This is a genomic window from Sphingobacterium sp. ML3W, from assembly GCF_029542085.1.
GTDB lineage: Bacteria > Bacteroidota > Bacteroidia > Sphingobacteriales > Sphingobacteriaceae > Sphingobacterium.
The window spans coordinates 2,360,472-2,373,671 of the sequence record NZ_CP107036.1 but is presented as its reverse complement, the minus strand read 5'-3'; the positions used below and the strand labels follow the sequence as shown (position 1 = coordinate 2,373,671).

Below are 13,200 nucleotides of genomic sequence, written 5' to 3'. Positions count from 1 at the left end.
CCATTATTTTTCTTAAACTGACTGCTATCAAAATTAATGTATTTTAGGGCAATGCTATTTCATTTAAATTGTGTCAGGATTATTTCGCCTGTAAATGAAAATGTATGTGGACATTGTCTATAATCTCAATATTAGAGTTTTCGGTTATTACGTTATCTAAGAATTTAATGATTTTCTCAATTGATATTGAAATAATCTAAAAAAAGTGTTGAGCGTTTCACTAAAAAAGATAAGGATTGACAACGTTTCATTTTGTCAATCCTTAAGGTTTAAGAGGAGATTATGCCTCTATATAATTCAATAGTGCCAGTTAGTTATTTCGGCTCTTTGTGTGTTGTAGGTGTATGGATAATATCGAAATAAACGGTTTTATTGTCGTTGTTTGGATAGATCCGGTATGTAAATTCGTTTTTTGTTAATACCGTTATATCAACTACACGTGTGAAAAGTGTTTCTCCTGCTGCATTTTTGGCAACGATAGTCCGTGTTTTACCATCTGCTGAAACAGACCAGTCTCCACGCATTTTGGGAGAGTCGTCAAGATTGAACATGGTAAAGGTACCATCGGATTTGAAGTAGGCAAAACCTACAAAATTTGAGACATTGGCATCTGTCAATACCACATTTTCACCTTTGTTATTTTTGGCGCTTGTTGTTTCCCAAGCGGTACTAGCCAATACTTCGCTCGGGGTGAGCTGAGGCTCTGGTGTAACTTCATCATCCTTACTGCAGCTCATAACCAGTAAAGTACAAATGGCAATACAACATACCAATGCAACCTTTTTTAAATCTCTCATAGTCTATTAAATTTATTGTTTCACAAAAGTAATCGCATTATGGCTGCTGTATTTGTTCCTTTTATTCCAAGGTTTGAAGGATTTATAACAATGACTATAGTGACAGACATGATTTTTTAAAAAGGGCGCCTATTTTATTGTTTTGATGCTTAAAGGGGGCTGGCTAAGAGTAGGAGTAGGAGTAGGAGTAGGAAGAATCCAATGAGCGGGGGGGGGGCATTGTTGAAGGTTGTTGCTATAAAATAAGACAGGAGACCCTCGCGGTCCCCTGTCTCCCAGATATGTGATATAAAATTAGAAAAATTGCAAATCTTTAAAATTAGTTATTGCTCCATCCACCACCCAAGGAGCGATAAAGATCTACTACAGCCGAAAGTTCCGCTTTCTTCACTTGAGCCAGCTCAAGTTCGCTCTGTAATATATTGCTTTGAGCGGTGATTACTTCCAGATAAGTTGCCATACCAGTTTCAAAGAGAAGGTTGGCATGTTTTGTAGCCTCTTTTAAACGAGTAGTTCTATCCAACGTAATCTGTTGTTTTTCCTTCAATTTTTGGATTGAAATCAGGGCATCGGAAACTTCTCCAGCAGCTGATATGACTTTTTGCTTGAAAATCATAACATTCTTCTCTTGTTCTATGCGGGCGAGCTCATATTGCGTTTTCAGCTCTCTACGCTGAAAAATAGGCTGTGTAATACTCCCTGTGATTGCACCAAATAAAGATGCAGGCAGATTAAACCAATTACTTGCTTTAAATGCATTGACACCTGCCTCAGCACTAATGACCAGCGAAGGGTACATTCTTGCTTTAGCAGATTTTTGATAGGCCTGAGAAGCGGTAACAGCAAGCTCCGCTTGTTTAACATCAGGGCGATGGCTTAATAAATCTGCTGGTATTCCTGTTGCAAGATCTTCAGGAAAACGAACGTTGACCAATTGTTCCTGTGTTTTGATTTCTGCGGGGAGTTTACCACTGAGAATTTGGATCGCATTTTCTTGAAGATGAATCTGTTGTTCAAAATCAGGGATAAGCGCAGCAGCGGATAAACGTTGCGCATCCACTTGCTCCAAAGCAAGCAAGGTAATATCACCAACTTCATATTGTTGTTTGACAATACGGAGCGTGGTATCGCTCAGCTGTAAATTTTGTTGTGCGATATCCCGTAATTGATAGAGCATCAAAAGTTGATAATAACCTTGCGCCACTTGGGCAATCAATTGGGTTTGTATCACTTTTTTTGCTTCTTCAGTTTGCAGGTAAGAAGCCAAGGCTGCCACATTTTGATTCTTGATTTTTCCCCATAAATCAGCCTCCCAGGATAAACCAATAGATGCTGTATAGTCTTCAACGTGATGCTGTTTTAAAAATTGATTCAAGCTCAATCCGTTCATGCTATTATTGGATGGGTTGGTACTATTTCCTCTGACCTGCAACTGTGCTGTGGGAAGATAGCCCGCTTTTGCCTGCTTCAAGCTCAGTTGAGATGACTCTATATTTTTCAGCGCCAATTGCATGTCCAGGTTATGTTGTATTGCGCTGTCGATCAAGCTTTGTAAGACGCGATCCTTAAAGAAATCACGCCATGGAATAGAACCAATATTGTTTTCCTGTGCTGCTTTTCCCTGATCACGATATTGTTCAGGCAGAGTGGGTGCAAGATGTTTATTGCTAACCAGTTTGTCTGTTTTACAAGACCACGCGACAAAGGATAAAATGAAAACCGTCAGTAGTTTTACTTTTCTATTCATATATTTCGATGTTGTCATTGTTTGTTAATTATTTGTATGCACAGGAATTTCCAAAGAAATGTGCTCATTCTCCAGTTGTTTTTCTTTTGGCGCGCCACTTACTTTCTCTTGTATAAACTGGAATACGATAAATAGGATGGGAATGATAAAAAGCCCTAACACAACCCCACTAAGCATTCCTCCTGCTGCTGCAATACTGATCGAGTGATTACCTTGTGCCGAGGGACCCACTGCGCTCATCATAGGAATCATACCTACAATGAAAGCCAATGATGTCATGATAATAGGTCTCAGACGTAAGCGTGCTGCTTTAAGCGCAGCGCTTGGTATCGAAAGCCCTTGTTTTCGACCTTGAATGGCAAATTCGACAATTAAAATAGCATTCTTCGCCAGTAACCCGATCAACATGACTAACGCTACCTGAACGTAAATATTATTGGCAGTATCGGTGAGGCTAATTGCTGCAAAGACACCAAATATACCTGTTGGAATAGAGAGTATAACGGCTAATGGGATAATGTAGCTCTCATATTGTGCCGCGAGAAGGAAGTAAACGAAGATCAAACAGAGAATAAAAATAAGCGTAGACTGACCTCCGGAGACAATTTCTTCTTTCGTCATACCCGAAAATTCATAGGTGAATCCAGTTGGCAAATGCTGTTTGGCCACTTCTTCCACGGCCCGGATTGCATCTCCTGAGCTATAGCCAGGTTTTGGGATTGCATTTATTCCGATCGAATTGAATAGATTGTAACGTGAAGCCGTTTCGGGACCATAGACACGCTCTAATTTAACCAATGTATTGATCGGTACCATGTCGCCTAATCTGTTTTTAACAAAGATTCCGTCCATAGAAGTTGGTTCGCTACGATCTTTTGCATCCGCTTGGACCATAACACGATAGTACTTTCCGAATCGATTAAAATCTGACGCCTGCGCACTACCAAAATAAGCTTGCATGGTTTGTAAGATACTTTTGGTACTTACACCAAGTTGTTCGGCTTTGATGTCATCCACTTGTAGCTCGTACTGCGGGTAGTCGGCTTTGAAGGTTGTAAAGGCCATCATGATTTCAGGACGCTTCATGAGTTCTCCTATGAACCCTTGACCTATTGTGCTGAATTTACCAAGTTGTCCACCTGTCCGATCTTGAAGAACCATATCGAGACCATCCACGTTACTAAATCCAGGGACTGTAGGGAAGGTAAACACGAAGAAGTTGGCGCCCTTGATACTTGCTAAACGTTGGTTCACATCGGCCATAATAGCGTTGATGTCCTTGATACTGCCACGTTCTTCATGTGGTTTCAGCAAAATAAATGCTACACCTGCTGATGGACTGGTTGATTGCGTTAAAATATTAAAACCAGCCAAAACGTTTAGTGTCTTGGTGAAGTCAGCATGTTGAAGTTGCTTTTCAGCTTCAGCTAATGCTTCCGAAGTCCGATCCAAAGAGGCACCGGCTGGCATAGAAAATGATATAGCAATAAAACCTTGGTCTTCGGAAGGGATAAATCCTGTTGGTGTACGACGAATCATAAAAATTGTCAACAACAAGGTGATACCTAAGCCTGCAAAAGCTACCCATTTGTAACGGACCAGAAAACGTAAGCTGCCTAAATAGTTTTTGGTCAGGCGGTCAAAACCAACATTGAATCCTGTGAAGAAACGTTCTTTGAAATTAAGTTTCTTGGTCTCGTCGTGGTTATGGTGCGTAGGTTTTAAAAATAGGGCACAGAGCGCCGGACTTAATGTCAGTGCATTGATCGCCGAAATCACAATTGCTATGGCCAATGTAAAGGCAAATTGTCGATAGAAAACTCCTGTCGAACCTTCCATAAAACCAATAGGGAGGAAGACCGCAGACATGACAAGGGTAATGGAGATAATGGCTCCCGTGATCTCACTCATGGCAGAGGTCGTTGCTAATTTGGGTGGGAGATTATTATGCTCCATTTTGGCGTGTACGGCCTCGACCACCACGATCGCATCATCCACGACGATACCGATTGCCAGTACAAGCGCAAATAAGGTCAATAGATTGATGGAGAAGCCAAAAAGCTGCATAAAGAAAAATGTTCCCACAATTGCCACTGGTACAGCAATGGCCGGTATCAGTGTTGATCTAAAATCCTGAAGAAATAGGAAAACAACTAAAAAGACCAGAATAAATGCTTCGATCAACGTGTGTTTAACTTGATCAATGGATTGGTCGAGCGCATCTTTAGTGTTATATAAAACGAGATATTTTACACCTTTTGGAAAGCTTAACGAAGCTTTTTTCATAAACTCCTGTATGGCAATCTGAATTTCATTTGCATTGGATCCCGCTAATTGCATTACACCGATGTTGAGACCAGCTTTTCCATTGATGCGGGTCTTACTGGCATAAGTATAAGATCCTAACTCAACACGAGCTACATCTTTCAGTTTTAATACAGAACCGTCTGTGTTTGAGCGGATAATGATATTTTCATAATCGCTCGGCTGATTAAGTTTACCTTTATACTTAATGACAAATTCAAAAGCTTCACGGCTACTTTCTCCAAATTTTCCGGGAGCGGCTTCTACGTTTTTATCCTGAATAGCTGCCGTTACCTCCTCAGGAGTCAGTTTGTAAGCAGCCATTTGGTTTGGATTAAGCCATACACGCATGGAGTAATCTTTACTACCGCCAAAAACCGATGCTTGTCCCACTCCGGGGATACGTTTCAGCTCCGGAATAATATTGATCTGTGCGTAGTTGGTAATAAACGTTTGGTCATATTTACCTTCATCCTCAGTATATAGATCCAATACCATGATCAAGCTATTTTGTTGCTTGGCTGTTGTAATTCCGGCCTGAACAACTTCGGAAGGAAGTTGGCTGGTGGCCTGTGCAACACGATTCTGCACATTGACAGCAGCTTGATCCGGATCAGTGCCTAGTTTAAAATATACCGTAATCATCAATGAACCGTCGTTACTGGCGGTAGAGCTCATATAGCTCATGTTTTCGACACCATTGATGGATTCCTCCAAAGAGGGGGCCACGGCACGAAGTACCGTTTCGGCATTTGCGCCAGGATATAATGCTGTTACCTGTACTGCTGGTGGGGCAATATCGGGAAACTGCTGTAAGGGCAGCTTTAGGATACCGATCACCCCCAATATTACAAGTAATATGGAAATGACAGTGGCAAGTACAGGCCTTTCTATAAATTTCTTAAGCATAAGTTTGTCGTTTATAATATTAATTGATGCTGTCTTTTGATAAAGCTTGTGGTGTTATTTTTTGACCATCTTGAAGTAAATCAATACCCTTGTAAACAATGCGATCTCCGGCACTGACACCCTTGCTTACGAGATAGTTTGAACCACTTTTTCCAATGACAGTGATAGGTTGTTGAACGACTTTGTTTTCCTTGCCAACTGTATAAACAAAGATCTTGTCCTGCATTTCAAGTGTCGCAAGTTGTGGTACCAATAAAGCCTGATCGTATTTCTTTTGGAGTCTGACACGGCCGGTATTTCCATTACGCAAAACTCCTTCAGGATTACTGAATGTCGCGCGTAAGGTAATCGCGCCTGTGTTTTTGTCAAACTGACCATCCACCATATCTATTTTTCCTTTTTGATCATAGATTGTCTGATCGGAAAGCACTAAACTGATCGGCGGGAGGTTGTTCAATTTTTGTTGAAGATTATTGCCTTCCGTATTATTTTTGAAAGCAATAAAATCATTTTCTCCCAATGAGAAATAGACGTGAAGATCTCTGACATTTGACAGTGCAGTTAAAGGTTGCGGATCTGCTGGCCCTACTAAACTTCCTTGTTTCCGTTGTAGTCTCCCGATATACCCCTCTGCCGAAGCACGGATCAGTGTATAACCTACATTGATTTTAGCAGTTTCCACAGCAGATGCTGCCAATTGAACATTCGCTTTAGCGGCATTACGCGCACTGATCGCTGTCTTTAATTGAAAGTCAGTCAATACTTTGGTATTGACTAATTTTGTTTTTTTCTCAACTTCCAGCTCGGCGTTTTCCAACGCAGCTTTTGCAGCTAATAAATTGGCTTTGGCCTGATTCAATTGCTCTTGATATGGCCGGTCATTAATTTTAAAAAGCGCCTGTCCTTTACTGACTTTCGCACCCTCATCGACAAAGATCTGCTCCAAAATCCCCTCAACCTGAGGTCTGATCTCGATATTCGCCGAAGCTTCTATTGTTGCTGGATATTCCTGATAAACTGTCTCGTTACCATTTTCGATGGCAACAACAGGTAGGCTAACAGGAGGAGGATCAATAGGTTTGCTGGTTCCTGTTGAACAGCTGTATAAAAAGATTGCACTAAGCACATATGCGGTCTTTACGATATTAATTCGTTTAACACTGTTAAGTGCTGGAATGTAAATCTTCTTAAGACTTGGTGATACATTTGTTTTCATGTGATATTAAAAATTGAAGTTGTGGTGTATTTAACGGTGTTAGATTTTTTAACGTTGTATTTTCTGGTGTAAAAAAATTTAGTCAGTAAGCGAGCGGGTGATACCGTAGATTGCATCTTTTAGAACCTCTTGGTTGGTATTTTCACCATTACCCTGGTTAACTAAGTTGATTGATATTAGCCCATGTATAATTGACCAGTATGTAAAATATTTTCTACAGATCAAATCTTCCGATGGGTTTTTATCCTTCATGATCTCACGAATCACATCACTGATCATTCTACCATGAGATTCCGCACACTTATAAGTCTTTTCAAACCCACAGCAGGCTGTTCCAACGCCAAACATGAGTTGGTACAATTCGCGCTCCTCGAATGCAAAATCCCAATAACTGAACCACATCGCTTCCAATTGTTTCTCCAAGTCGGTTTGAGTTGATTTGGCTTGTCTGACTTTTTTGGCAAGTAAGAGATAACCTTGGTTAGCGAGCTCATTTAAAATTGCATCTTTATTTGCGAAATACTCATAAATCATGGGTGCGGTATACTCAATGATATCCGCGATTTTACGCATGCTCAATGCCTGCCATCCCTCTTCTTTCACGATTTGAAGAGCGGCGTCGAGAATATTAGTTCTATTCTCATCTTTGATACGTTGTATGCGTTCTTTACTACCCATGCTTTAATGCATAAATGATTTAACAGTGTTAAGCAAAATTCAAACTTTTTATTTTATTTAATGACATATAAAAGTCATTAAATAAAAATATCCCTCAAATGCGCTTAAATGGCTGCTGTATCGAGATTATTGGGAAGTATTAGTATCTGTTTTATCCGGCTACTCTCTTTGTCAGATAAGGAAATTGCCTTTTCGAGTATGGGTAGGATCTCTGCACTTTTCTCTGTTTGTAGTAGGAGATCCAGGAAACCTAAATAGGTACGGATCAGGTCGGTTTTGACTCCAAAGAAGATGCGCGGATCTATGATATAGATTTCCTGAACCAATGCGAGCAGTGTTTCTTTTCTTTTCCTGTCTTTTTCTGTTTGATCATAATGGGGTAGAAATCCTTTCTTTTCCAATTCACTGAGTTTGACAGCAACAGCGTTTTCACGAATGTATTTTTTCTGCTTACGATCTAGAAAATCGCGTAATTCAGCAAGTAGATTACGGTAGACAACTTGTTTGTCTTTGCCAGTGAAGAGATTTATGTCTGTGGAGATGCTGATATCTTCCAGTTCAAAAGTGTCAAAAAAATTGGATGTTACATATACCGAGTGATGGAAATCTATTGCATTATTGTTAAAGCTACTGAGTACTTTTGCCACTTCTCTTTTTTCGCTATTGCGCAAATAATAGTAATAGCGGTCTCCGATCTGTTGGTTCCAACGAATGTAATTGACCTGAAAAGTATAGGAGGAATTACCTTCAGGACTATATAAAGTCCAAGATAGAAGATCCGTTTCTTGAATCAGATGATCATATATCAATTGTACTCCATTAATTCGTATTGTATAACCTAAATCGCGGTTAAGGTATAGAAACCAACCAAATTCCTGCGCCATGAAATCTATAAATTCTTGGGATTCCAAATGGGATGAATTTAGCCCGAAAACCCCCTCCAATCTCACTCGGGTTCCAGTTTGCTGATTTTCTACCAGAATACTTTCGCTAACGTCATATTGTTCTTTGCTGTCCCTATCAATTTGGATGTGGTATGATTTTAAAACTCCTTCTTCTTTTACAATTGTATTCCAGATCGCTCTTGTCGCAAATAGTGAAAAGGAAAATCTACCTTTTCCTTTCTTTCCTCTTGTATAGGAGCTTCGCTTGATGCTATTTTTCTTTACTGAATCGAGAAAATTACCAAATGAGTAGGGTAGTGTATCGAAAACGATTCCCTCTCCATTATCGCTGATGCTGATACTGTTTATATAACCGAGTTCGTTGCTATCAATTGCAATATCGACTTCGGTAGCTCTTGCGTCAAAGCCGTTCCATATATATTCAGCAATGACCAGTTTTGGATCTTTAGGTAAACCAGCGGATTCTATACTCAGGTTGGTTATCTGCGTGTTTTTTTTCATAATGACAGCAATTCTAGCAATGTAAATTTAAGCGGTGAGAACTTCGTTTCTCAATTATGTGGAGTTTAGTTTGTACCGATCGCGTTACTTTCTTTAATCTTTTATTTTTTTGTTTTTTTTTATTAAGTAATTTAATAGACAGGCGATCCCAAAATAGATGATCAGGTTCAAAAGAAGGTATATGCCGTTAAAATATGTTCTGTCCGGTGGTTCTGGGTAACGCTTTCCGCCTAAATAGGTATAAAAGGGAAAGGGGAAACCAAGGGTATCATTACCATCCGAGGGACTTCCACATTTCGAAAATAGCAGGGTGATAGTGACTGTTAATATAAAGAAGATTATCCAGGTCGTTCTTGGAAATTTTGGAAACATAAGCATTGATTACTTTATTAGTACAAGTAAAAATACGATATCTTATGAATATTTAATGGATGTACTTTTCGAGAGGTTTAGATCCATCTTTTCAAAATTACAGTCGGTTGAGGCAATTTTTTCTTTTTCTTCTTCACATAAAGAACCAATTAATATTGTGAAAGCGTTAGTTTTGATTAAGAAATGCTAGTGGTATTATACTAAAAATTAGATTATGCTTGTAAAAACATTGAAAAGTCTTTTTTATAGAGATCTGAATAGATTGAAAACAGAAATTGCATCTTATGGACAAGAGGAGAATATCTGGATTGTTGATCATGGTATTGCGAATTCAGCGGGAAATTTATGTTTACATTTAATTGGCAATTTACAGACGTATATTGGAGCGGAGATCGGAAAAACAGGCTATATTAGAAATAGGGAGGCTGAGTTTACCCTGCGGGATACTCCAAAATCAGTACTTTTAGATAGTATAGACAATACTATCAGCGTCGTTGATCTGGCTTTGGATAAGCTTAATCAGGATGACCTTGCCGCGATATACCCCATATTAGTGTTTGAGGAGAAGACAACAACGGAATATTTGTTGGTGCATTTAACCACACATTTAACCTACCATCTCGGGCAGATCAATTATCATCGTCGTCTATTGGATGTATAATTTTGATGCTGTTATTTGTATTGGAACTGGGCTTTTTTAATAAATAAATTTAATATAAAAAAATAATGGAATGGAGATAAGGGAAGCCAGGATCACTGACTATAAAGAAATTGCAGATTTGACCGAACAGTTGGGGTATCCCAATGAGGCAGAAAAGTTGAAAGACCTGTTGAGAATATTATTATGCCATCGTGAATATCATATACTTGTTGGTACGATTGATGACAAGGTTGTTGGGTGGATGCAATTACAACGGACCATGAGTATCGAGACAGGGAGCTATGTAGAAATAACAGGACTGGTCGTTGATCATGTTGTGCAGAGAAAAGGCTTGGGTAAATTACTGATACAGGAAGCTGCTCAGTGGGCAAAGAACATAGGATATTTTCGTTTGCGCGTAAGATGTAGCATCCTTCGGACAGAAAGTCACAAATTTTATGAGCAGATGGGTTTTAAACTAAAAAAGGAGCAGAAAGTTTTTGATTCCATGCTTTAAAATGTGAACTTTAGCCATATTTTTCCTGACGACCGACTTAAGAAATATGAGAGGATTCCTAACATTGATTACGTGCTGCTGTGCTTTGAGCTCATATGCTCAACAAGTTGACAGCATAACAACCGTCATCGCCCCTGAGTATGACCGGGTAGGCGTGATTCATCGGTTCTGGTTGGGCGACAGCTATCGTAAATTATATAATACGCCCGTAAAAATGCGTATAATGGATCTTAAAACCGAAAAGGGCGGGCTTCATATAGTCAAACTGGGCGGGGGGATGCAAACCCAATCGCTTCGGATGGCCGATCCCTCAGGGAGAGAATGGGTGTTAAGATCCATTCAGAAATATCCGGAACGTAGTCTTCCTGAAAGTCTTCGAAAGACATTTGCAAAAGATATCGTTCAGGATCAGATTTCAATACACCATCCATTCGGTGCATTAACTGTTCCTCCGTTTAATACAGCTTTGGGTATTCCACATTCATCTCCCGAGCTTGTTTTCGTGGGTGATGATCCTGGATTCGGTGAATACCGGGCGGTCTTTAAAAATAGGCCTTATATGTTTGAGGCCCGTACACCTTTTGAAGATGAAAAAACGGACAATAGTGCAAAAGTCATTCGGAAAGTGTTAGAAGATAATGACACGCAAATTGATCAAAAACTAACTTTACGTTCAAGATTACTTGATTTTGCATTGGGAGACTGGGATCGTCATGAAGATAATTGGCGCTGGGATCCTGAAAAAGAAAAAGGTAAGAAGATTTATACGCCTGTACCGCGCGATCGGGATAAAGTGTATTATAAAACATCAGGTCTGTTTCCAACTTTACTTTCCTATCAATGGTTAAAGGCCCACTTACAACCATTTAGCCCACATATACGTAATGTGTCTCATTGGAACTTTAACGCACGCCATTTTGATCACTTTTTTCTGACCCACCTTACGGAGGACGAATGGATCGATGAAATAAAATTTGTTCAGAAAACACTTACCGATTCGCTGATTCATCAGGCTATGCTTACTATGCCTGATTCTATCGTAAAATTAAGTGCGAATGAACTGGAAACAAATATTCGATCCAGAAGGGACGATCTCATGGAGAGTGGGCTAACCTATTACCGTTTTCTTGCACGTGTTGTTGATTTACCCTTATCTGCCAAATCTGAATTCGTTGATATCGATTACAATAAAGATGGTTCGGTATCAGTCAATATACACAATAAGAAAAAGGATGGTACTGAGGGGCGAAAGCTAATAAAACGTACTTTTTTACCTAGTCAAACCGAGGAAATCAGAATCTATGGAATTTCAGGCTCGGATGAGTATAAAATCCATGGATCTGGCCGATCACCTATCAAACTTCGTTTAATCGGTGGAAAAGGTGAAGATCTATATCGTACTTCTGATAAATTTGACAATGGTCATAAGGTTTATATTTATGACTCTAAAAATCAACAGGCTTCCGGTATTCAGGTTGATAAAAATGTGCGACTAAAATTGAGCGTAGATACTGCTATTCACCAATTTGAGTACGATAATTTTGTATACGATCGTAAAGGAGTCGTGGTCAATCTAGATTATGGTGTTGACCGCGGTCTGATTTTTGGGCTAGGATACCTGATAGAAAATCAGGGGTTTAGGAAGAAACCCTATGCTTATCGGCACCAATTTATGGCCAGTTATTTAACAGGACGCGAATCATTTATGTTTGATTACAAAGGTCACTTTAAGAAATTAATTGCAGATCAGGATCTTTCTATTCATCTTTCATCACTTGGCCCTAGAAATTTGAGCAATTTTTTTGGTTATGGAAACAACACCTTGTTTGAAAAATCGGATTCAAGGAGTATTTCTTACTATCGAAATAGATTTGATATTGTAAGTGGCGACATTTTTCTCGAAAAGTATCTAGATCCTAAACTGAAATTATTTTATGGTTCATCTTCTGAGTATTACAACAGTAAAGAGGCTAATAATATTGGAAAATACTTTGAGGAGTTTAATACTAAGTTTCCTTCTGAACCTATTTATGGGAGCAATTTTTTTACAGGAATTACAGGGGGGATAGATTATGATACACGTGATAATGCTGCAAATCCAAAATCAGGTATTCATATCCATACCAGAGTAGGGTGGAATGCTGAGATTGGCGGCGATACAAGGAAATATACAAAGCTACATCACGCGATGAGTTTCTATAAAACAATTGCTGATGACTACATTACATTTGCGAATAGGACGGGGATAGATGCGGTTTGGGGAGCCCCGTATTTTTATCAGCATGCACAAATCGGTGGTGAGATGAGTCTGCGTGGATATAATTCAAGGCGTTTTACCGGGAAAACAGCTGTATATAATAATTTTGATATGCGATTGAAACTGTTCAGTTATTCATCCTATCTTGTTCCGGGAACGGTAGGAGCGATTGGTTTTTACGATGTTGGGCGGGTTTGGATGACAGCGGAAAGTTCAGATACATGGCATATGGGCTATGGCGGAGGAATTTATTTTATGCCGGGAGAGCTTCTCACGATTCAAGGGGTGCTAGGCTTTAGTAAGGAAGCAACTTTGCCTTATATTCGGATCGGTCTTTCTTTTTAAGCGTAAACGTTT

The 13,200-nt window shown here is 39.4% G+C and carries 9 protein-coding genes; 3 read left to right on the top strand and 6 right to left on the bottom strand.

Annotated features, from left to right (window positions below; all coding sequences use genetic code 11):
• Positions 1 to 314 precede the first annotated feature (314 nt).
• The 6 genes from OGI71_RS10115 to OGI71_RS10090 form a co-directional block, all read right to left on the bottom strand.
• On the bottom strand, positions 315 to 797 hold the full coding sequence (locus OGI71_RS10115; protein WP_282255312.1) for a DUF4822 domain-containing protein: 483 nt from the start codon (positions 795 to 797) through the stop codon (positions 315 to 317).
• Positions 798 to 1,116: 319 nt separating this feature from the next.
• The gene (locus tag OGI71_RS10110; RefSeq protein ID WP_282255311.1) at positions 1,117 to 2,544 is read right to left on the bottom strand and encodes a TolC family protein; all 1,428 of its coding nucleotides are present in this window, start codon (positions 2,542 to 2,544) and stop codon (positions 1,117 to 1,119) included.
• A gap of 24 nt (positions 2,545 to 2,568) precedes the next feature.
• Positions 2,569 to 5,757: an efflux RND transporter permease subunit gene (locus tag OGI71_RS10105; protein ID WP_282255310.1), complete on the bottom strand. Its 3,189-nt coding sequence runs from the start codon at positions 5,755 to 5,757 to the stop codon at positions 2,569 to 2,571.
• A 19-nt stretch (positions 5,758 to 5,776) separates the two neighbouring features.
• Positions 5,777 to 6,973 carry an efflux RND transporter periplasmic adaptor subunit gene (locus OGI71_RS10100; protein WP_282255308.1) on the bottom strand — a complete coding sequence of 399 codons (1,197 nt, stop codon included), beginning with the start codon at positions 6,971 to 6,973 and terminating at the stop codon, positions 5,777 to 5,779.
• Positions 6,974 to 7,051: 78 nt separating this feature from the next.
• A complete protein-coding gene (locus OGI71_RS10095; RefSeq protein WP_120258266.1) occupies positions 7,052 to 7,651 on the bottom strand; it encodes a TetR/AcrR family transcriptional regulator in 600 nt (199 codons plus the stop codon).
• Positions 7,652 to 7,755: 104 nt separating this feature from the next.
• Complete coding sequence (locus OGI71_RS10090) at positions 7,756 to 9,057, bottom strand: ATP-binding protein (protein WP_282255307.1); 1,302 nt, start codon at positions 9,055 to 9,057, stop codon at positions 7,756 to 7,758.
• Between the two features lie 586 nt (positions 9,058 to 9,643).
• Between OGI71_RS10090 and OGI71_RS10085 the strand changes: the two genes are divergently transcribed.
• The 3 genes from OGI71_RS10085 (at position 9,644) to OGI71_RS10075 (ending at position 13,188) form a co-directional block, all read left to right on the top strand.
• Entirely contained in the window at positions 9,644 to 10,090 is a 447-nt protein-coding gene (locus OGI71_RS10085; protein WP_282255305.1) for a DinB family protein, read from the top strand.
• 70 nt (positions 10,091 to 10,160) lie between these two features.
• Positions 10,161 to 10,586: a GNAT family N-acetyltransferase gene (locus OGI71_RS10080; RefSeq protein ID WP_282255304.1), complete on the top strand. Its 426-nt coding sequence runs from the start codon at positions 10,161 to 10,163 to the stop codon at positions 10,584 to 10,586.
• A 46-nt stretch (positions 10,587 to 10,632) separates the two neighbouring features.
• Positions 10,633 to 13,188, top strand: a complete 2,556-nt coding sequence (locus OGI71_RS10075; RefSeq protein WP_282255303.1) for a BamA/TamA family outer membrane protein — start codon at positions 10,633 to 10,635, stop codon at positions 13,186 to 13,188.
• Positions 13,189 to 13,200: the final 12 nt, after the last annotated feature.

Bases quoted from the DNA above. Each gene is read 5' to 3' on its own strand.
- OGI71_RS10115 (WP_282255312.1), bottom strand. From the start codon at position 797: ATGAGAGATTTAAAAAAGGTTGCATTGGTATGTTGTATTGCCATTTGT.
- OGI71_RS10110 (WP_282255311.1), bottom strand. From the start codon at position 2,544: ATGAATAGAAAAGTAAAACTACTGACGGTTTTCATTTTATCCTTTGTC.
- OGI71_RS10105 (WP_282255310.1), bottom strand. From the start codon at position 5,757: ATGCTTAAGAAATTTATAGAAAGGCCTGTACTTGCCACTGTCATTTCC.
- OGI71_RS10100 (WP_282255308.1), bottom strand. From the start codon at position 6,973: ATGAAAACAAATGTATCACCAAGTCTTAAGAAGATTTACATTCCAGCA.
- OGI71_RS10095 (WP_120258266.1), bottom strand. From the start codon at position 7,651: ATGGGTAGTAAAGAACGCATACAACGTATCAAAGATGAGAATAGAACT.
- OGI71_RS10090 (WP_282255307.1), bottom strand. From the start codon at position 9,057: ATGAAAAAAAACACGCAGATAACCAACCTGAGTATAGAATCCGCTGGT.
- OGI71_RS10085 (WP_282255305.1), top strand. From the start codon at position 9,644: ATGCTTGTAAAAACATTGAAAAGTCTTTTTTATAGAGATCTGAATAGA.
- OGI71_RS10080 (WP_282255304.1), top strand. From the start codon at position 10,161: ATGGAGATAAGGGAAGCCAGGATCACTGACTATAAAGAAATTGCAGAT.
- OGI71_RS10075 (WP_282255303.1), top strand. From the start codon at position 10,633: ATGAGAGGATTCCTAACATTGATTACGTGCTGCTGTGCTTTGAGCTCA.